This is a genomic window from Streptococcus parasanguinis, from assembly GCF_015557775.1.
GTDB classification, from domain to species: domain Bacteria; phylum Bacillota; class Bacilli; order Lactobacillales; family Streptococcaceae; genus Streptococcus; species Streptococcus parasanguinis_AA.
This window is the reverse complement of the sequence record NZ_JADNOY010000004.1, coordinates 49,815-70,758: the sequence shown is the minus strand read 5'-3', so window position 1 is coordinate 70,758 and position 20,944 is coordinate 49,815. Positions and strand designations below refer to the sequence as shown.

Annotated in this window: 21 protein-coding genes; 17 read left to right on the top strand and 4 right to left on the bottom strand. The window is 43.0% G+C overall.

Going from position 1 to position 20,944, the window contains the following annotated elements:
- Position 1 precedes the first annotated feature (1 nt).
- On the top strand, positions 2-754 hold the full coding sequence (locus I2F76_RS06490) for an SDR family oxidoreductase (RefSeq protein ID WP_155126566.1): 753 nt from the start codon (positions 2-4) through the stop codon (positions 752-754).
- 83 nt (positions 755-837) lie between these two features.
- A complete protein-coding gene (locus I2F76_RS06485) occupies positions 838-1,740 on the top strand; it encodes a carbohydrate kinase family protein (RefSeq protein WP_195487494.1) in 903 nt (300 codons plus the stop codon).
- Positions 1,741-2,069: 329 nt separating this feature from the next.
- Here I2F76_RS06485 and rsmG read toward each other — a convergent pair whose 3' ends face one another.
- Positions 2,070-2,783 carry a 16S rRNA (guanine(527)-N(7))-methyltransferase RsmG gene (rsmG, locus tag I2F76_RS06480; RefSeq protein ID WP_195487493.1) on the bottom strand — a complete coding sequence of 238 codons (714 nt, stop codon included), beginning with the start codon at positions 2,781-2,783 and terminating at the stop codon, positions 2,070-2,072.
- A gap of 70 nt (positions 2,784-2,853) precedes the next feature.
- On the opposite strand from rsmG, the gene I2F76_RS06475 reads away from it, so the two are divergent.
- Positions 2,854-3,414, top strand: a complete 561-nt coding sequence (locus tag I2F76_RS06475; protein ID WP_023918932.1) for a LemA family protein — start codon at positions 2,854-2,856, stop codon at positions 3,412-3,414.
- A 1-nt stretch (position 3,415) separates the two neighbouring features.
- On the top strand, positions 3,416-4,312 hold the full coding sequence (gene htpX / locus I2F76_RS06470; protein ID WP_195487492.1) for a zinc metalloprotease HtpX: 897 nt from the start codon (positions 3,416-3,418) through the stop codon (positions 4,310-4,312).
- A gap of 298 nt (positions 4,313-4,610) precedes the next feature.
- Here htpX and I2F76_RS06465 read toward each other — a convergent pair whose 3' ends face one another.
- The 3 genes from I2F76_RS06465 to I2F76_RS06455 form a co-directional block, all read right to left on the bottom strand.
- The gene (locus I2F76_RS06465) at positions 4,611-5,828 is read right to left on the bottom strand and encodes an MFS transporter (protein ID WP_154857513.1); all 1,218 of its coding nucleotides are present in this window, start codon (positions 5,826-5,828) and stop codon (positions 4,611-4,613) included.
- Entirely contained in the window at positions 5,825-6,001 is a 177-nt protein-coding gene (locus I2F76_RS06460) for a hypothetical protein (protein ID WP_162837396.1), read from the bottom strand. Before I2F76_RS06460 ends, I2F76_RS06465 begins: the two co-directional genes overlap by 4 nt.
- A 110-nt stretch (positions 6,002-6,111) precedes the next feature.
- Entirely contained in the window at positions 6,112-6,972 is an 861-nt protein-coding gene (locus I2F76_RS06455) for a helix-turn-helix domain-containing protein (RefSeq protein ID WP_195487491.1), read from the bottom strand.
- A gap of 197 nt (positions 6,973-7,169) precedes the next feature.
- On the opposite strand from I2F76_RS06455, the gene I2F76_RS06450 reads away from it, so the two are divergent.
- From I2F76_RS06450 to I2F76_RS10565, 13 genes are all read left to right on the top strand, one after another.
- Entirely contained in the window at positions 7,170-7,709 is a 540-nt protein-coding gene (locus tag I2F76_RS06450; protein WP_070665481.1) for a YceD family protein, read from the top strand.
- A 147-nt stretch (positions 7,710-7,856) separates the two neighbouring features.
- Positions 7,857-9,308, top strand: a complete 1,452-nt coding sequence (locus I2F76_RS06445; RefSeq protein ID WP_229289717.1) for a flotillin family protein — start codon at positions 7,857-7,859, stop codon at positions 9,306-9,308.
- Between the two features lie 169 nt (positions 9,309-9,477).
- Positions 9,478-10,902, top strand: a complete 1,425-nt coding sequence (gene gndA, locus I2F76_RS06440; RefSeq protein WP_195487490.1) for an NADP-dependent phosphogluconate dehydrogenase — start codon at positions 9,478-9,480, stop codon at positions 10,900-10,902.
- Between the two features lie 9 nt (positions 10,903-10,911).
- Positions 10,912-11,610, top strand: coding sequence for a response regulator transcription factor (locus I2F76_RS06435; protein ID WP_070845689.1), 699 nt, complete (start codon positions 10,912-10,914; stop codon positions 11,608-11,610).
- A 224-nt stretch (positions 11,611-11,834) separates the two neighbouring features.
- A complete protein-coding gene (locus I2F76_RS06430) occupies positions 11,835-14,027 on the top strand; it encodes a PTS transporter subunit IIBC (protein ID WP_155170322.1) in 2,193 nt (730 codons plus the stop codon).
- Between the two features lie 85 nt (positions 14,028-14,112).
- Positions 14,113-14,925, top strand: a complete 813-nt coding sequence (locus tag I2F76_RS06425) for an endonuclease/exonuclease/phosphatase family protein (protein ID WP_155170104.1) — start codon at positions 14,113-14,115, stop codon at positions 14,923-14,925.
- A 164-nt stretch (positions 14,926-15,089) separates the two neighbouring features.
- Positions 15,090-15,563 (top strand): transcriptional regulator NrdR, encoded by a 474-nt coding sequence (gene nrdR / locus I2F76_RS06420; RefSeq protein ID WP_003005476.1) that lies wholly within the window; start codon positions 15,090-15,092, stop codon positions 15,561-15,563.
- A complete protein-coding gene (locus tag I2F76_RS06415) occupies positions 15,564-16,742 on the top strand; it encodes a DNA helicase (protein WP_195487489.1) in 1,179 nt (392 codons plus the stop codon).
- The gene (gene dnaI / locus I2F76_RS06410; protein ID WP_003008404.1) at positions 16,743-17,642 is read left to right on the top strand and encodes a primosomal protein DnaI; all 900 of its coding nucleotides are present in this window, start codon (positions 16,743-16,745) and stop codon (positions 17,640-17,642) included. It abuts the gene before it with no gap.
- Positions 17,639-18,352, top strand: a complete 714-nt coding sequence (locus I2F76_RS06405) for a nitroreductase family protein (protein WP_195487488.1) — start codon at positions 17,639-17,641, stop codon at positions 18,350-18,352. The genes dnaI and I2F76_RS06405 overlap by 4 nt, the downstream gene beginning before the upstream one ends.
- 57 nt (positions 18,353-18,409) lie before the next feature.
- Positions 18,410-19,720, top strand: coding sequence for a ribosome biogenesis GTPase Der (gene der, locus I2F76_RS06400; RefSeq protein WP_031575509.1), 1,311 nt, complete (start codon positions 18,410-18,412; stop codon positions 19,718-19,720).
- Positions 19,721-19,725: 5 nt separating this feature from the next.
- Complete coding sequence (locus I2F76_RS06395) at positions 19,726-20,172, top strand: DUF1307 domain-containing protein (protein ID WP_195487487.1); 447 nt, start codon at positions 19,726-19,728, stop codon at positions 20,170-20,172.
- A 306-nt stretch (positions 20,173-20,478) separates the two neighbouring features.
- Positions 20,479-20,664, top strand: coding sequence for a hypothetical protein (locus I2F76_RS10565; RefSeq protein ID WP_229289714.1), 186 nt, complete (start codon positions 20,479-20,481; stop codon positions 20,662-20,664).
- The last annotated feature ends 280 nt before the right edge of the window (positions 20,665-20,944 follow it).

Sequence of the window (20,944 nt, the reverse complement as noted above, 5' to 3'; positions counted from 1 at the left end):
CATGTCAGAAACGATTTTAGTAACAGGAGCTTCAGCTGGCTTTGGTCAAGCGATTTGCCGTCGCTTAGTAGCAGATGGATACCGTGTGATCGGGTCAGCTAGACGCATCGATAAATTACAGGCCCTTCAAGAAGAGTTGGGAGAAGCCTTTTATCCCCTGCAAATGGATGTGACGGATCTTTCTCAGGTAGATCGTGAACTTGCCAGTTTGCCCAAAGCTTGGGAGAGAGTGGATGTTTTGGTCAATAATGCTGGCTTGGCCCTAGGCCTCGCCCCAGCTTATGAAGCAGAGGTCGCAGACTGGCTGACCATGATTCAGACCAATATTGTCGGCTTGACCTATCTGACAAGGAAAATCTTGCCCCAGATGGTGGAACGAAATGATGGCTATATTATCAATTTGGGCTCTACAGCAGGAACTGTGCCTTATCCAGGGGCCAACGTTTACGGGGCATCCAAGGCTTTTGTCAAGCAATTCTCCCTCAATCTTCGGGCGGATCTAGCTGGCAAGAAGATTCGTGTCAGCAATATTGAACCCGGTCTTTGCGAAGGGACAGAGTTCTCTTCTGTTCGCTTTAAAGGAGACGAAAAACGGGTAGAAGCCCTCTATCGAGATGCCCATGCCATTCAGCCGGAAGACATTGCCAACACTGTAGCTTGGTTGATCCAACAGCCCAAGCATGTCAATGTCAATCGGATTGAAATCATGCCGGTTTCCCAAACCTTTGGTCCTCAACCCGTTTATCGTGATTAAGAAGAGAAGCAACCACTCCACAAGGGGTTGGTTGTTTTTTATCTTTCCTCTGGTATAATAGAAGGCAAAGTAAGGAGAAAAAGATGACAGCTGCCTTAATTATTGGTTCTACAGTTTGTGATGTGATGATTTACTTGGATCGTTTGCCAAGTCGTGAAGGAGATGCCCATATTGATCACCAGCAATGGTCTGTGGGAGGTTGTGCCTTTAATGTCGTCAATATTCTTCATTTTTTGTCGCAACCCTACCAGTTTGTCTCGCCAGTCGGTTCTGGGATATATGGTGATTTTATTCGGAGAGAATTGAACCAATTAGGGATTTCCTCTAGCATCTCATTAGAAGGGGCCAATGGTTGCTGTTATTGCTTTGTAGAGTCTGATGGTGAGCGGACCTTCTTATCGGACCACGGAGTGGAGTATAGCTTCCAAGCAGAGTGGCTAAAAGAGATCGAGACGGATCCGTTTGATTACATTTACTTGTGTGGCCTTGAAGTCGAGGAGCCAACCGGTCTTGCATTGGTCCAGTCTGTTTCGCAACTAGAAGGCCAGGTGATTTTCGCACCTGGGCCACGCGGACTCTTGATTCCAAAGGATCGACTGGAAGCAATTTATGATCTGCATCCTATTCTCCATGTTAATGAGGCTGAAGCACTGGCTTTTTCAGGGTGCAGAGAGATCCAGCCAGCCATCGAACACTTGTATCAGAGAACGGGGCAATTGGTCATTGTCACCTTGGGTAAAAAAGGAGCGGTTGCCTATGATGGCAACTGGTATGAGGCAGACGGTTTTCCAACAGAAGTTGTCGATACAGTAGGTGCTGGAGATAGCCATGTGGGAGCCTTTATATCCGCTCGTTTAGAAGGTTTAGATATGACGCAAGCCTTAAGTTTTGCCAACAAAGTCTCTAGCCAGATTGTTGCAAGTAAGGGCGTTCATCTGACAAAAGAGCAACAAGAAGCCATGCGAACAGAATTGAAACAAAAATAAAAAAGAGAGTGGGACAGAAATCGGTAATTCGTTAGAATTCGATTTCGTCGTCCCACCTCCGCACAGTTGAGTAGGACTGTAAAAGCTGATGAAATCAGCGTAGTAGAGCCCACTCAACCACTGCGTCTTGCTTGACAATCCAAAAATAATTGAGAGGCTAGGACTTTTGTCCCAGCCTCTTATTTGACGTTATCCGCTTGACCCTTTGTATCTTACTGAAATGAACACGGGCTGCGGATTGTGTCAAAAAGATGAATCCTCCTAGAATCTTTTGGATTCTGCGTCGAATTCCCTATTTTGACTTTATCCGCTTAGCCCTTTGTATCTTACTACAATGGCCTTTTATTAGGCATGCCCGCTTTTCTTGGATATTTATTGGGGGTTTCTTTTTTCTTTTCGACAAGAGTGATATAGCGTGGATCCCCATTTGGCAATTCATACTGTAGATTGTCTTCAACCTTACTAAATAGCAGGTTGAGGGCATTTTTGGCTTCTTCCAACTCTTCTGGAGCATTGCTGGCCTTGAGAGCAAGAAGACGTCCTCCTACTTTCAAGTAAGGGATGGTCAGTTCAGAGAGAACCTGCATGCGGGCAACCGCGCGGGCAGTTACGATATCAAATTGGGCACGAAAATTTTTGTCTTGCGCAAAGTCCTCCGCACGTCCATGGTAGAAATGAACTCCGCTCAAACCTAACTCTTCAGCCAGCAAGTGGAGAAAATTGATCCGCTTATTAAGGGAATCAATGATGGTCACATCTAGTTCAGAGAAAAGAATCTTCATAGGAAGGCTTGGAAAGCCGGCGCCAGCTCCGATATCCAAGAGACGGATGGGTTGGTTTTCGATCAAGCCCTGTAAAATGGGTGCGATCGAATCATAAAAATGCTTGAGATAGACTTCGTCTTTTTCGGTGATGGCAGTGAGATTAATCTTTTCATTCCATTCCACGAGGAGCTCAAAATAGCGTTCGTATTGCTCTTTTTGACGATCAGTTAATGGAAAGCCGAGTTCGGCTAAACGGGCATAAAATTCTTCTGGTTTCATGCTATTATTTTACCACAAAATAAGGGAAATTTGATATACTGGTAGAAAGAAATGAAAGGAATTCAATAAAATGATTTGGATTATTCTTGGGATCATTGTGGTCCTTGTGTTGATTGTAGTAGGAGTTTACAACGGTTTGGTGAAAAGCCGGATGCAAACTCGCGAAGCTTGGAGTCAAATTGATGTACAATTGAAACGTCGAAATGACTTGATTCCAAACTTGATCGAAACCGTTAAAGGCTATGCCAAGTACGAAGGGGATACCCTTGCTAAGGTCACTCAACTTCGCCAACAAGTAGCGCAAGCTTCTTCACCTGCAGAAGCAATGGCAGCCAGTGATGCTCTTTCCCGTCAAGTAGCAGGCATCTTTGCGGTGGCTGAAAACTACCCAGACTTGAAAGCCAACACCAACTTCATGCAATTGCAAGAAGAATTGACCAACACAGAAAACAAAATTTCTTATGCTCGTCAATTGTACAATAGTGTCACAAGCAATTACAATGTCAAGTTGGAAACTTTCCCAACAAACGTAATTGCTGGAATGTTCGGCTTCAGACAAGCTGAATTTCTTCAAGTGCCTGAAGAAGAAAAAGCAGTACCAAAGGTGGACTTTAGCGGATTAGGAGACTAATATGCTCTTTGACCAAATTGCAAGCAATAAAAGGAGAACTTGGATTCTCCTTATTGCTTTTTTCATACTCTTAGCTCTTATCGGAGCAGCCGTTGGTTACCTCTGGTTAGGCTCCTCCCTTGGTGGCGTCATCCTAGCTTTGATTATTGGTGGAATCTATGCCTTTAGCATGATTTTTCAATCCACCGAAGTTGTCATGCGGATGAATGGGGCGCATGAGGTAACGGAAGAGCAAGCCCCTCAACTCTACCATATTGTACAAGATATGGCTATGGTAGCCCAGATCCCCATGCCTAGGGTCTATATTGTAGATGATCCTTCTATGAATGCATTTGCGACAGGGTCTAATCCTCAAAATGCTGCTGTTGCAGCAACGACAGGTCTTCTAGCTGTGATGAACCGTGAGGAATTGGAGGGAGTCATCGGACACGAAGTCAGCCATATTCGCAATTACGATATTCGCATCTCTACGATTGCAGTTGCCCTTGCTAGTGCCATCACCATGCTTTCTAGCATTGGTGGGCGGATGATGTGGTGGGGCGGCGGCCGTAGCCGGAACGATGATCGAGAAGGTAGCAGTGGTTTGGAGATTATTATGTTGATCCTTTCCTTGCTTGCCATCGTTTTAGCGCCATTAGCAGCGACCTTGGTCCAATTAGCCATTTCTCGTCAACGGGAGTTCCTAGCAGACGCTTCAAGTGTTGAATTGACACGGAATCCTCAAGGGATGATCAATGCTTTGTTAAAACTAGACAATAGCGAACCAATGCAACGACATGTCGATGATGCGAGCAGTGCTCTTTTTATCAACGATCCAAAAAAAGAATCCGGTTTGCAAAAACTCTTTTATACCCACCCACCCATTGCTGAGCGGGTGGCTCGCCTAAGAAAAATGTAAAAAATCCATCATTAGCAGGATTGAGAGTGTGGGAAAACTGTTTTTCTTTATAAATCTAATAAATTCTATACAAATAAAAGAAATTTATTCTTTAGAATTATTAACTCATCTATTGAAACTTTCCGCCGTGAGAAAAGTGCTAGAAACAATTATGTTTCTAGCACTCGTTAGTTTTGGAACCTTGGGTCCAAAACTAAGTCATGGAACTTCTTCGAAGTTCGCTGACGTCCGTTCTCACCTAAGGAAAGTTTTTAAGATAACTTTGTCTTTAAGCTCAATCCACCCAATGGTGGGTTTTTTATTTAGTTGTTAAGAGGAGGGTAGTGAAACCAAGGATGGCAAAGGTCCCCCAAGCTAGGGGAAGGCTCCAGATAGCTAGACTAGAAAAGAGAGCTGTCCCAAGTGGCATGGCAAAGCTGACCATCAGTCCCAAAAAGCTAGAAGTAGAAGCTAATTTTTCAGCGGGTAATTTACTCATTAAGAGACTGGAAACTTTTGGGTTGATTTTTGCAACAAGATAACCAAGGAAAGTGATGAGTAGAAGGGAAAGGAAATCCCAGTGTACCAGGATATTTGTGAGCCCAAGCATGGTCAGCCCACCTGCGATCCACAGGAGGATATGGTGGAGCGATTGCTTGGAAAAATAATCGTGGGGTGTCAAACTAGCCCAGACCATGCTTAAAATAGTCACTGCCTCTAAGATCAAGAGGGATTGGCTAAAGCTCAACTGAAAGAAGGGGGAGTGAAGCAGTTGCAAATTGTAGATACCTGAGATGGATCCCCCAAGGGCATTGATGAGAACCAATGAGAAGAGCAACTTGCCAAAGTGGTGAACCTCCTCATCTGCAAAAATATTTTTGGCATTGGAATACATCTCTTGGCATTCGTGTACCAAAGATTTCTTACTTTTGGGCTCAATGACGGGAGCATGTGTCAGCTGCTTTTTTCTCATCAGAAGACAAGTAGAAGACAGGAGAAAAGTCACAGCATTGATCGAAGCGACCATAGCAAAATTTTGATGGCTGATAGCTAGCAGCCAAACTCCTAGAGCTTGTCCAGAAATCGAACAGACCATACTAAGTAGTTGGTTGAAGGAATAGGCTTCCATCAAATCCTCGTCGGGGATGTTCTTTTTCATGATGGGGAGTTGCAAGCCTCCGCGATAATCGCTCAAACAATCTGAAACGATGTTTAAAAAGCAAACAATCGAAAAGGCTAGGTAACCCGGAATCTTGGTCATGAGCGCAATAAGGATGAAGAGCATCGCTTGGAGATAGCCGATGCGGATCAACCAGTTAGCTTTTTTCTTAGTGTGGTCAGCCTTCATGCCAACAAAAATGGTAAAGAGGCTGGGAATAAATACAATGAGATTGGCAATGCCAACCGCCAGACTAGGTTGAGGCATGCTGGCGGCAAAGACCACAAAGACCAGATTGTAGATGGCAGCACCAAGGGTATTCAAAAAGCGAGAAAGGCTGAGTAAGGCAAAAATTTTATTACGAGCTAAGAGTTTCATAAGCCTTCCTCCTTCACGTGATCAGTTGCTAGGACTTGTTTGATAGATCGAACGATCTGTTTGAAGAGGTCTAGTTTCTCATCATCAGAGAGAAGAAGTTCCTGATCCTTCAGATAAACGCTAGTATGTGAGAGAAGAAAGCGGAGGAAGTGGTTTTTTAGTTTGGTCATCATGGGAAGAACCTTCTTTCTTTACTTGATAGTCCTATTGTAAACCTAAAAAGCAAGAAAAAATTAATGTTGCATATTTTCAACAAAAACTCACAGAGTAGATCTGTGAGTTTTTAGGATTTATTGATCAGTTCTTGCAGGCCCTGTTTGTAGTAGTTGGCACTGTCCTTACAATCCAGAATAGAGAGAACCTGGATGGCCTGTTCCATCTTTTCAAGACCGATTTCTTTTTCTCCCTTTCGATAGAGAAATTCTCCTTTGGCGTAGAGATAAACCGTCCGAAGGTAGGCTTCGTTCTCAGAGTAAAAGTGGTCGTTAATTAGGTGATCAAAAAAAGATGCATCTTCAAATTCATTTGAATTAATGGCGAGAAAAAAGCCATTAAGGAAAATAGAATTGATGGCAGGACGAGAGGAATCTAGGAGAAGCTTGAAATCCTCCCGTTGGACCAACTCCTCTGTGTATTGTCGATAGAGCTGACTAGAGAAAAGAGGAGAGGTCAGTGAAAATAGGCTTAACTCAAAATTTCCCCAGACCATGACAGAGAAGAGGTAGTCATAGAGGAAATCTAGTTCCTCTTGGCTAGCAGCCAACTCTACCTCAGGATAGAAGCCAAGTATTTTGGCCTTGAGAATAATGCTGGCTAAGAAGTCTTCTTTTTTGTGATCTTTCTGGTAGGCTTGCTGGTAGCTTTGGTACAAGTCTTGGTCGTGTTCCAAGCTCATGTTTTCATAGTGCTCTTTCAACAATTTGGGAATAAAGGAGTGCTGATCGATTCCAGCTAGATGAGAAAACTCACTGAGGCTGGTTTTGATCTGTTGCAAAGCCTGAAAAAACCGTTGGGTCGTCAGGTCATTTTCTCCTCTTTCAAATCGAGATAACATGGAGCGCGAAAATTCGCCACCCGTAGCTTCCTCTAAAGAGATGTGGCGACTTTCACGTATTTGCCGAAAAACAGCTCCGATTTCTTTCATGAATTCTCCTCTATCTAACAATGCCCTAGCCAGTGACCCTCTTTTGTCCAAAAGATGGTGGGACCCTGTGTACAACACCAATTGGCCTAGTTACTGTATCTTTTTTCATGATTATAACAAATTTTTGAGGAGACTTCTTGGTTGAGGGGCAGCTTCATGATATACTAGTAGTATCTAGAAGATTTGAGGACAAAAGAATGAACCTATTTACACAAGAAATCCGTAAAAATCCTGAAGGACTAGCCTTTGATCAAGAGTTGGATTTGCTCAAAGAATTGCAAAAGCGTAATCCAGAAATTCTTGATTTAAAGAATGTGACAGCGACAGGACGAGTAGCCTATGATACAGGCCTCTATGTCTTGGATTACCAGTTGACCTATACCATCGTTTTGGCATCTAGCCGAAGCATGGAGCCTGTTGAGCTTCAAGAGAGCTATCCTGTAACAGAGGTGTTTGCGGAGGATGTACAGTCTGACGCAGATATCGAGGCCCTAGAGGAAGACTTGATCCTTCCAATCGAAGGTGGGAAGATTGACCTGAGTGAAAGCGTAGCGGATAATATCCTGCTCAATATTCCTCTCAAGGTTCTCACTCCAGAAGAAGAGGCTGGACAAGGTTTTATTGAAGGCAATGATTGGAAAATCCTATCCGAAGAAGAATACCAAGCCGCTCAAGCGATTAAGAAAGAAGAAAACAGTCCTTTCGCCGGTCTAAATGGCTTGTTTGACGAAGAATAAGCTAGAGATTGCATTTGATAAATTTAGACATAAATACAGGTCTTTTCTTTGAGGAAAGGCCTTCTTTTGATATACTAGGATTAATAAACAACAGAGGGGAGACCTCTAAAAAAGGAGAAAAAGTATGGATACTTTATTCCAGGTTGGTTGATTACTGTTGTAATCGTAGCCATTCTTGTATTGATCTTGTTGGTCAAAGGGTATGTCAATGCTAAACCCAACGAAGTCGTGGTCATTACCGGTCTTCGGAAGCAACGTCACTTGCGTGGGAAAGCAGGCTTTATGATTCCCTTTGTCGAACAACGCTCTTATCTTGATATTGAGCAATTCTCGACAGATGTTCGGACGTCAGAAGCAGTCCCAACACTGGACTTCATTAACGTCCGTGCCGATGCAGCTGTTAAATTAAAAATCGGTACAACCGATGAAATGATTGCCCGGGCTGCAGAAAACTTCTTGAACTGGAATACGACAGATATTTCCAATTCTGTCCAAGATGTCTTGGAAGGAAACTTGCGGGAAGTGATCGGTCAGATGGAGCTCCGTAAGATGGTCAATGACCGTCAAGAGTTTGCCTCAAAAGTGCAGGACAACGTAGCACCAGACTTGGCAAAAATGGGTCTAGAAGTCATCGCCTTTACGGTTCAATCCTTCTCTGATGAAGGGGGAGTCATCGATAACCTCGGGATTGAAAATGTTGAAACCATTAAGAAAGATGCCTTGATTGCCAAAGCCAAAGCAGAACGTGAACGCAAGGAAGTTGAAGCAGAACAAGATAAATTGGCTAACGACAAACGCGTCGCAGCCGATCTTGAAATTGCGCAAAAACAAAACGAATTAAAACTCAAACAAGCAGCCCTCAAGCAAGAAGCAGATATTGCCCAAGCAAAAGCGGATGCCGCTAAAGGGATTGAGGCAGAGGTGCAACGTCGTGAACAAGAGCGCGTGGCAGCCGAAGCTAATATCATGAAACAGGAAAAAGAAGCGGAAGTCAAAGAGCGCGAAGTTAAGGTTCGTGAGCAAGAATTGGATGCCAACATCCGCAAACAAGCTGAAGCTGAAAAATATGCGCGTCAACAAGCTGCAGAAGCAGAATTGATTGAACGCCAACGCAAGGCGGAAGCAGAACTCTTCGAAACACAAAAAGAAGCCGAAGCTCGAAAAGCCCAAGCCGAAGCTGAGAAATTTGCCCAATTGCAAGAGGCCGAAGCTATTGAGGCTAAAGGTCGTGCCGAGGCTGAAGCCATTCGCTTGAAACTAGAAGCTGAAGCCAAAGGTTTGGACCAAAAGGCCGAAGCCATGAAGAAAATGCAAGAAGCTGCCATTACTGAAATGGTCGTTGACAAGTTGCCTGAAATTGCGCGTGCTGTCGCAGAACCATTAACCAAGGTTGATAAGATCACCATGTACGGGGAAGGCAATGCTTCTAAGATGGTGGGCGATATTATGCAAAGTATCGACCAAGTCTCTCAAGGAGCCGGATTTGATATTCGTCAATTGCTAGCAGGAGCTCTTGGGGTCAATATGACGGTCAATAAACTCAAAGAAGGAGAACAACCGGTCATTGAAGCAGAGGAGTTAGCTTCTAAAGAAGATTAATGCTATTCATCAAGAAGTGTCTGAGAACTGTTTCTCGGGCACTTTTGTTTTGAAGATCAAATGACTTGCATGATCTTCTCCTTCTTGGAGAAGGCGGGAAGCTATTTTCTGCTTTCTTTTGAGGAGGAAAAATGGTAGAATAAATGCAAACTATAAAGAGGAGTGTCACATGACTAAAGCAAACTTTGGTGTTGTTGGTATGGCCGTAATGGGTCGTAACCTTGCCCTTAATATCGAATCTCGTGGCTACACAGTTGCCATTTTTAACCGTAGTAAAGAAAAAACAGAAGATGTGATTGCTTGCCATCCTGATAAAAACTTTGTGCCAAGCTATGATATCGAAAGCTTCGTAAACTCAATCGAAAAACCACGTCGTATCATGCTCATGGTTCAAGCAGGACCTGGTACAGACGCAACTATCCAAGCACTTCTTCCACATTTGGATAAAGGTGATATTTTGATCGACGGAGGAAACACTTTCTATAAAGATACCATCCGTCGTAATGAAGAGTTGGCGAACTCAGGGATCAACTTTATCGGTACAGGTGTATCTGGTGGTGAAAAAGGTGCCCTTGAAGGTCCTTCTATCATGCCTGGTGGACAAAAAGAAGCATATGACTTGGTAGCTGACGTTCTTGAAGAAATCTCTGCAAAAGCGCCTGAAGATGGAAAACCATGTGTGACTTACATCGGTCCTGATGGAGCTGGTCACTACGTGAAAATGGTCCACAATGGGATTGAGTACGGTGATATGCAATTGATCGCAGAAAGCTATGACCTCATGCAACACTTGCTTGGTCTTTCTGCAGAAGACATGGCTGAAATCTTCACTGAATGGAACAAGGGTGAATTGGACAGCTACTTGATCGAAATCACTGCTGATATCTTGAAACGCAAAGACGACGAAGGTCAAGATGGACCAATCGTAGACTACATCTTGGACGCTGCAGGCAACAAAGGAACTGGTAAATGGACGAGCCAATCAGCGCTTGACCTTGGTGTGCCATTGTCTCTGATCACTGAGTCAGTATTTGCCCGTTACATCTCAGCCTACAAAGGAGAACGTGTACATGCTAGCAAGGTTCTTCCAAAACCAGCTGCATTCAAATTTGAAGGAGACAAGGCTGAGTTGATCGAAAAGATTCGTCAAGCCCTTTACTTCTCAAAAATCATCTCTTACGCACAAGGTTTTGCGCAATTGCGTGTGGCTTCTAAAGAAAACAATTGGAACTTGCCATTTGCGGACATCGCATCTATCTGGCGCGATGGATGTATCATCCGTTCTCGTTTCTTGCAAAAGATCACAGATGCCTACAACCGTGATGCAGATCTTGCAAACCTTCTTTTGGATGAGTACTTCTTGGATGTCACTGCTAAGTACCAACAATCAGTTCGTGATATCGTAGCTCTTGCTGTTCAAGCTGGTGTACCCGTACCAACTTTCTCAGCAGCCATCACTTACTTCGATAGCTACCGTTCAGCGGATCTTCCAGCAAACTTGATCCAAGCACAACGTGACTACTTTGGTGCTCACACATATAAACGTAAAGACAAAGAAGGTACCTTCCACTATTCTTGGTACGACGAAAAATAATCTTGCTCTATGGTCAAACGAGTTCTACTAGTAGAAAATGAGAAGCAAATCGCTCGCTTCATTGATTTGGAACTTCAAAAAGAGGGGTATCAAGTTGATGTGGTCGAAGATGGAAAAGCGGGTCTGTCCTTGATTGCTGCGACCAAATATGATCTGATCTTGTTTAATTACGATTTGTCAGATATGTCTGGTGAAACATTCGCAGAGGAAATCAGTCGGATTCGCCCAGCTTCTGTTTTGATTGTTTTGGATAGCCGCGAAAAAATTGCTGAGCACAAAGAGAGTATTCAGCGCTTTGCCGTTTCCTATATGGTCAAACCCTTTATTATCAGCGATTTGGTAGATAAGATCACAGCCATTTTTAGAGGACGTGATTATATTGACCAACATTGTAGCCAGATGAAAATCCCAACATCATACCGCAATTTGCGCATTGATGTGGAACACCATACCGTCTATCGTGGGAAAGACATGATTAGTTTGACCCGCAGGGAGTATGATCTCTTAGCGACTCTGATGGGAAGCAAAGGGGTGGTGACACGAGATCAGTTGTTGGAAAGTGTCTGGAAGTACGAGAGTACAGGTGAGACTAATATTGTGGACGTCTATATCCGTTATCTCCGTGGGAAAATTGATCTACCCGGTCAAAAAAGCTATATTAAGACCGTTCGTGGGATTGGCTATGCCATGCAAGACGCATTAGAATAAAATATTCGAACCCTTAGAGGGTTCGAATATTTTTATACTTCAAGGGAAACGTTTGCGTTCGGGAAGAATAGGTTTTAAAAAGGATTTGGCTTAAAAAAGATAAAATTTGGAGAAAAAAATGGATGTAAGGCTTTACAAATTTTTAAAATATGGTATACTAGAAACAAATTAAGCGCAAACGTTTTCTTAAAACAAAGCCTTAAACAATATAAGGAGGTTGAATGATGAACAAAGGATCATTCAAAAGTTTATTTAGCTTTGAATTCTGGCAGAAGTTCGGTAAGGCCTTGATGGTCGTTATCGCTGTCATGCCAGCGGCTGGGTTGATGATTTCAATCGGGAAATCAATCCCTATGATCAACCCGAATTTATCTCCACTTGTTATTACAGGTGGGATTCTCGAACAAATCGGTTGGGGGGTTATCGGTAACCTTCACATCCTCTTTGCACTCGCTATCGGTGGTAGCTGGGCCAAAGAGCGTGCAGGGGGTGCCTTTGCAGCTGGTCTCTCTTTCATCTTGATTAACCGTATTACCGGTGCAGTTTTCGGAGTGACATCTGCAATGTTAGCTGATAAAGCTGCAACGGTTCATACAATCTTCGGTGGATCGATTAAAGTTGCGGATTATTTCATCAGTGTTCTTGAAGCACCAGCCCTTAATATGGGGGTATTTGTAGGGATTATCTCAGGTTTCGTTGGAGCAACTGCCTTCAATAAATACTACAACTACCGTAAACTCCCAGAAGCCCTTTCTTTCTTCAATGGGAAACGCTTTGTACCATTCGTTGTTATCGTCCGTTCAGCTGCTACAGCCTTGGTTTTGGCAGCCTTGTGGCCAGTAGTTCAATCAGGAATTAATGGATTTGGTGTTTGGATTGCCAACTCACAATCAACAGCTCCAGTATTGGCACCATTCTTGTTTGGTACCTTGGAACGTCTTCTCTTGCCATTTGGTCTTCACCACATGTTGACCATTCCAATCAACTATACTCAATTGGGTGGTAGCTACCAAGTTCTTACAGGTGCTGCCAAAGGAACAACTGTATTTGGACAAGATCCACTTTGGTTGGCTTGGGTAACAGACCTTGTCAACTTGAAGAAAGCTGATCCTAGCCAATACCAACACTTGCTTCATGCTTACACACCAGCTCGTTTCAAAGTTGGTCAAATGATCGGATCATTTGGTATCTTGATGGGGATTGTGGTTGCCATCTACCGCAATGTGGATCCAGATAAAAAAGAAAAATACAAAGGGATGCTTTTTGCAACTGCCCTTGCAACATTCTTGACAGGTGTAACAGAACCAATTGAATACATGTTCATGTTTATTGCTACACCATTGTACATCATCTATGCTCTTGTTCAAGGGGCTGCCTTTGCAATGGCTGACTTGGTTCACCTTCGTGTCCACTCATTCGGTTCAATCGAGTTCTTGACACGTACCCCAATGGCCATCAACGCTGGTTTGGCATTAGATATCTTTAACTTTGTATGGGTAACAGTCCTCTTTGCCTTTATCATGTACTTCATTGCTAACTTCATGATTAAGAAATTCAATTATGCAACTCCAGGACGTAACGGTAACTATGAACAAAATGATGATGCCCCTGCAGGAGATGGTGCAGCAGCAGGTGCTGCTACAAGCTCAGCAAGCTCACAAGTCATTAACATTATCAACCTTCTTGGTGGACGTGCCAATATCGTAGACGTTGACGCATGTATGACTCGTCTTCGTGTAACTGTTAAGGACGCTGAAAAAGTCGGAACAGAAGAACAATGGAAAGCTGAAGGCGCTATGGGTCTTGTCATGAAAGGACAAGGTGTCCAAGCGATCTATGGACCTAAAGCTGACGTATTGAAATCTGATATCCAAGACGTACTTGATTCAGGTGAAGTTATTCCTGAAACACTTCCTAGCCAAATGACAGCAGTTCAAAAGGCTGAAGCAACCTTTAAAGGGGTAACAGATGAAGTTCACTCCGTTGCAGATGGTGAAGTTATCAATATTGAAGATGTGAAAGATCCTGTATTCTCACAAAAAATGATGGGAGACGGATTTGCAGTTGAGCCTGAAAATGGCCATATCGTTTCACCAGTTGCTGGTAAAGTTACTAGCGTCTTCCCAACCAAACATGCCCTTGGTTTGGTAACAGATAATGGTTTGGAAGTCTTAGTTCACATCGGTCTAGATACAGTTAGTCTTGAAGGAAAACCATTTGAGGTTAAAGTTACTGAAGGTCAAACAGTGGCTACTGGAGACCTCTTGGTAGAAGCAGACCTTGATGCAATCCGTGCAGCTGGTCGTGAAACTTCAACAATTGTTGTCTTCACAAATGCAGATGCGATTAAATCCGTTAAGGTCGAACATACTGGTAAATTGGCAGCAAATGCACCAGTTGCAACAGTAGAATTATAAGAGATGTCGGCAAAGAAAACGAGGTTGGGGCAGTGTACCCGGCCTCTTGCCGTTTCTTGATTTGAAAAGAAGGAGAAATCAGGGGATGAAATTTTTAACATTAAATTCCCATAGTTGGATGGAAGAGAATGCCCAGCAAAAATTTGAGACCCTCAAGGAGCAAATTTTAGAAGCACAATATGATGTGATCTGTTTCCAAGAGGTCAATCAAGAAATGGCCTCAGAAGTAGTCAAAACGGATGAGTATTATCAAGCTTTGCCATCAGCTGTAGCCATTCACAAGGATCACTTTGTTCGCGTATTGGTTGAGGAGTTGGCTGCTCAAGGTCTTCACTATTACTGGACTTGGGCTTACAACCATATTGGCTATGATCACCTCAATGAGGGGGTAGCCGTTCTTTCGCGTCAACCTTTGAAGGCGGATGAGATTTTGGTCTCCAATATGGATGATCCAACGGACTACCATACGCGTCGAGTAGCCGTTGCCCATACAAGTGTAGATGGCAAAGAGATTGCTGTTGCCAGCGTCCATCTTTCTTGGTGGGACAAAGGTTTCCAATTTGAGTGGCCACGCATTGAGAACTACTTCAGCCAAGTAGGCAAACCTTTTATTCTAGCTGGTGATTTCAATAATCCTGCTGGTCAAGAAGGGTATGAAACGATTCTATCCAGTTCGCTAAAACTTCAAGATAGTTTTATCGAAGCCAAAGAAACAAAGGGGACTTATACTGTAGGTCCTGGAATCGATGGCTGGACGGATAATCAAGTTCCATTGCGAATCGATTACGTCTTTGCAAGTCCAGAATGGGACATCCAGCGTCTACATGTCATTTTTGATGATCAAAACAAACCCCATGTCAGTGATCACTATGGCTTAGAAGCTGAATTATCACTTTAATATAAATGGAGAGTCGAAAGGAAAACGATTTTATTCAATCGTCCTTCGACTCTTTTTTATGGATCAATGAGGAGCAAGCATAGGGGATTCTCCTGTTCTTCTGCTTTCTTTACGATTCAATTTATGGTAAAATGAAGTGTTAAAACAGTTTAAGGAGGTAGCAAATGCGTTGTCCAAAATGTGGTGGAAGTAAGTCTAGTGTGGTGGATAGTCGACAAGCTGAAGATGGGAACACTATCCGTCGTCGCAGGGAATGCGAAGAATGCCATTATCGCTTTACTACCTACGAACGAGTGGAAGAGCGGACTCTAGTGGTCGTCAAAAAGGATGGGACACGCGAGCAATTTTCTCGTGATAAAATCTTTAATGGTATTATCCGCTCAGCTCAAAAACGGCCTGTTTCTAGTGACGAAATCGAAGAAATTGTAAACCGGATTGAACAAAAGGTTCGCAGCCAAAGTGATAATGAAATCAACAGTGAGTATATTGGTTCGTTGGTCATGGATGAGTTAGCAGATCTAGATGAGATCACCTATGTCCGTTTTGCTAGTGTTTACCGGAGTTTCAAGGATGTCGGTGAGTTAGAGACCCTCTTGAAACAAATTACGAAGGGAACCAAGAAGAAAAAGGAAAAATAGATGAAGCCCAATACGCCTTTCGCATTTTTAAAAAATAATCTTCTTCCACCGGCAGGGGCTGCATTGGAGCAGTATTACCTGCCTATTTTGGAGGTGGAAACGGTAACGGTTTATCGTTATCTGCTGGCCTCTTATGATCAGGGTGAAAAACAATATTTACTGGCTCAAATCCTCAATCATTTGAATATAGGATTTCCACAATTGCTACTAGCCTTTGATCGTTTAATTGCCATGGGTTTGCTCGATCTCTATGAGGAAGAAGTTGGGATCACCATTCAGTTACATGCTCCTCTTGAGGCAGAACAATTTTTTTCGAATGCTGTTTTCAAACGCTTGCTTGAAAAGAAAATTGGGGAAAAGGCCGTGGAGGATCTGCTCCCAGCACGCTCTTTAGGGACTAGACGGCAAGTTTCCTTCTCGCAAGTCTTTGGACTAGATGCTGGGGAGGCGACCGTTGTTCCAAGTAAGAAACAGCAGTTTGATATGGAGATGTTTAAGCGAATGATGGGGCGTGATGGACTTCGTTTTGCGGATGAAGGAGAAGCAACCCTAGCCCTCTTTGCCATCGCAGAAGAGCAACAATGGACCTGGTATGAAACTTATCTTTTAGCGAAAGAAACAGCTGTAGACCGGATTGTCTCTCCAAAGAGAATGAAACAAAAATTGGCTCAGGCTAGCCAGGAGCAACCCCGCATGTCCTATAGCCGTCAGGAAGAAACCATTCTGAGAGAAGCTAAGGCAAAATCCAGCCTACAATTTCTAGCGGAAATTAAGAAGGCGCGCAATGCGACCATTACGCAGAACGAACGCAAGACTTTATCCAAGTTAGCTGATCTAGGCTTACTAGATGAGGTGATCAATATTATCTTATTGTTGACCTTTAACAAGACCCAGTCTGCTAATCTCAATGAAAAGTATGCTGTGAAGGTAGGAAATGATTTTTCTTATCAAGGGGTCAACAGTGCAGAACTAGCGATTTTAAAAGTTCGAGAACGCCAGGAACAAGCTAAGGCTCAAGGAAACAAGGGGACGAGTCCTACATCAGCCAAGGGCAAGAACAGCAATGTTCCCAAGTGGAGCCAACCAAACTATCAAAATCAAACCAGTCAAGCAGAAAAGGTGGATCTTGCTAAAGAGAAACAACGCCTGTTAGAAAAACTGAATCAAGGAGGTGAGTAGATGGAAAGTGTAGGTCAAACCATGTCTCACATGAACCGTGCGCGTCAATTTAACTATGAGGATTTGGTCGCACAGATCTTGGCAGACCAAGAAGTTGCTGCCTTTATCAAGGACCAGTCTTTGTCTGAACAAGAAATTCGACGGAGTATTTCAAAATTTAATCAATACATTAGTGAACGCAACCGTTTCTTATTGGGAGATCCGGATTATATTGCCAAAGGTTATAAGCCCATCCTCACCATGAATGAAGGCTATGCGGATGTCGCTTATGAGGAAACGCCAGAGTTAATCGAAGCCCAAAAACGAGCTGCGATCAACCAACGTCTCAACTTGATCAATCTCCCTTCAACCTTGAAAGAAGCGAGTCTAGCCAAGGTAGAGCTCGATGATAAGGGACGATTTGAGGCCTTTGAAGAATTAGCCAATTTTGTAGCCAACTATCCGGAATATCAAAAGGGGATCTACCTCTATGGTGATTTTGGAGTAGGAAAGAGCTACATGATGGCAGCCTTGGCTCATGATTTATCCGAAAAACGTCAGGCCTCTACTACCCTACTTCATTTCCCAAGTTTTGCGATCGATGTCAAAAATGCCATCAGTTCAGGCTTGGTCAAAGAAACCGTCGATCAGGTGAAAAAAGCCGAAATTTTAATTCTCGATGATATCGGTGCGGAACAGATGTCAGCCTGGGTGCGAGATGAAATCTTACAGGTGATTTTGCAGCACCGAATGCAGGAAAATCTCCCAACCTTCTTTACTTCTAACTTTAATTTTGAAGAGTTGGAACGTCATTTTGCGGCTTCGCGCAATGGAGATGAAACCTGGCAGGCCAAACGGGTCATGGAGCGCGTGAAATTTTTAGCCAAGGAAATCCATCTGGAAGGAGTCAATCGTCGATGAATGAAACCATTCGTTTAATGAAATCTCATTTTTCTGTTCGCCGTTTTAAGGAAGAAGCCATCAAAGAAGCTGACCTCAAGGAAATTTTATCAGTTGGGCAGATGGCATCAAGTTGGAAAAACTTTCAGTCTTATTCTGTGATTGTGGTCAAAAGCAAGGAAAAGAAAGAAGCTCTATACGACTTGCTTCCTCAAGAAGCAATTCGCCAATCAGCCGTCTTTCTCCTCTTTGTTGGGGATTTAAACCGCGCTGAAAAAGCTGTCAAACTTCATGAGCAGGATTTCCATCCTGAAGGGGTGGACAACTTACTGATCACCTCAGTGGATGCGGCTCTAGCAGCTCAAAATACGCTATTGGCAGCTGAAAGTCTCGGCTATGGTGGAGTGATTATCGGCATGTTGCGCTACTGTTCAGAAGAAGTCGCAGAACTCTTCCGTCTGCCAGACTATACCTATCCTGTTTTTGGGATTGCTCTCGGAGTACCTAATCAGCAGCATGCAGTGAAACCACGTTTGCCATTGGAGCAGGTTGCTTTTGAAGAAGAATACCAAGAACAAGACCTATCAGTTGTGACTGCCTATGACAAGGTTCAGGCAGATTATGCTGGAGCGCGTGCAACAGATAGCTGGAGCGAGCGCCTTGCAGCTCAATTTGGTCAACCTGAACAAGAAGAGACCAAAAAACTACTAGAAAAACACAAACTATTATGAAACGAAGAGAGGCGTTCTTGAACCGAAATCTCGCCTTTCATTAGAAAAGAGGAAATCATGGCCCTACCAACTATTGCGATTGTAGGCCGTCCCAATGTCGGAAAATCTACACTCTTTAACCGGATTGCCGGTGAGCGGATTTCCATCGTTGAGGATGTAGAAGGAGTCACTCGTGACCGCATTTATGCAACAGCTGAGTGGTTGAATCGAAAATTTAGTATCATTGATACAGGGGGAATTGATGACGTAGATGCCCCATTTATGGAGCAAATCAAGCATCAGGCAGAAATTGCCATGGACGAAGCAGATGTGATCGTCTTTGTCGTTTCTGGGAAAGAAGGGATCACGGATGCGGATGAATATGTCACTCGTATCTTGTATAAGACCCATAAACCGGTTATTCTTGCAGTCAACAAGGTGGATAACCCAGAGATGCGCAATGATATCTATGACTTTTATGCCTTAGGACTAGGTGAGCCACTACCGGTCTCCTCTGTCCACGGGATCGGAACTGGGGATGTGCTCGATGCCATCATCGAAAATCTTCCGAATGACACAGAAGAAGAAAATCCAGATATCATCAAATTTAGCTTGATTGGTCGCCCAAATGTTGGGAAATCAAGCTTGATCAATGCGATCCTTGGAGAAGACCGGGTCATCGCAAGCCCTGTTGCTGGAACTACACGGGATGCCATCGATACCCATTTTACCGATGCAGATGGCCAAGAATTTACCATGATCGATACAGCTGGTATGCGCAAATCTGGTAAAATCTATGAAAACACTGAGAAATATTCTGTCATGCGTGCCATGCGTGCCATCGACCGTTCAGATGTGGTTTTGATGGTCATTAATGCCGAAGAAGGGATTCGGGAGTATGACAAGCGGATCGCTGGCTTTGCTCATGAAGCTGGAAAAGGGATGATCATTGTTGTCAACAAATGGGATACTATTGAAAAAGACAACCATACCATGAAGCAGTGGGAAGATGATATTCGCGATCAATTCCAATACCTTTCTTATGCGCCGATTGTTTTTGTCTCTGCCTTAACCAAACAACGCTTGCACAAGTTGCCAGAAATGATCAAACAGATCAGTGAGAGTCAAAATACACGGATTCCTTCAGCTGTCTTGAACGATGTGATTATGGATGCCATTGCCATTAATCCAACTCCGACCGACAAAGGAAAACGCCTCAAGATCTTCTATGCGACACAAGTGGCAACCAAGCCGCCAACTTTTGTGGTCTTTGTTAACGAAGAAGAACTGATGCACTTCTCATACCTCCGTTTCTTGGAGAACCAAATTCGCAAGGCTTTTGTTTTTGAAGGAACTCCAATCCATTTGATTGCGCGAAAACGGAAGTAGGGAATATGCGAAAAATAACTGTTTTGATGAAATTTTTGGTTACTAGCTTCATCATTGTTTTCTTAACAGCTTGTCAGTCAACGCGTCAAGAAAAGTATCAGGGATCATATGGAAATGGGGATGAAACGACTATTCTAACTGTAAAAAACAATGAGATCCTTAAGACGGAGCTCTGGAAAGAACTACCTGATATTGATGTTTCTGATTCATTAGCATTTAACTCAGCCAAGGATAGTTTGCTTGAAAATTATGGTCATATCAAGGGAATGGACTATTCTGTTGAAAAATCTAAATCAGGCCATTTGCAGATTCATATAGTGACAGATTTTTCAAAATTGGACTTAAAAACTTGGAACAAAGTTTTTAAGTCCAATAAGAAAATGAAGGACTTAACTGACTATATTAAAACGAAAAAAACGTTAGAAGAAAATGGGATGGTCAAGGTTCGGTAAAGTTCGAGCATGATTGAAAAATCAGTAAAAAGGACTCTTTGTCAACTGCAAGAGACAAGAAGGGTCCTTTTTTATATGAACATCTGAAAGACTAACTAAGTAGAAGAAAAAGTCTAATGTCTTTAAATGGGTTGAAAAAGGAGTGAAATGATGTCAAGTACAGAATTACTTTTGTTTGTTTCTTTGTTATGATTATGGGCACTTGTACGTGTCGTGAGAAAATTTTTAAAAAATTCGTTGATCTTTTGGGGGATGGCTATCCTTTATGGTGCCTCACTCATTCTAATCATTTGGGAATGGGTGATCATGACATCAACGATGACATTTTATGGAGAGATTGTCAAAGAAAGTTATTACTCTCTATTGGTAAAAGGCTTAGCTGTTTTTGGGATATTTTGGTCCTTCATCAAATTTTTGTGCTTGGGAAAATTGTACATGATGATTGGAAACGCCTTAATAAAAGGGAATTCGCAAGATCAAGGAAATGACTAATGGAAAATCTATAGACGTGGAGCATAAAAAAGTAGTTAAGTTATGTTATAATCTTATTAGGTGGTAGGCGGTCGAGCACCCATTGGTGCGCGGTGGTCTACCACTTTTGAAGTACAAAAAGCACCGTGTGTGGCTTGCTAGATCTTGCCTGCTGAACTCGTGAATGGATTGCCCCCTTGAGGGGTATTTTTTTGTGAACTTTAAGGACTGTTTAAGTGGGGAATATGGAATAGTAAATAGCCTGAAAACGTCTATTTTAATAAGTTTGATCGAATAAATT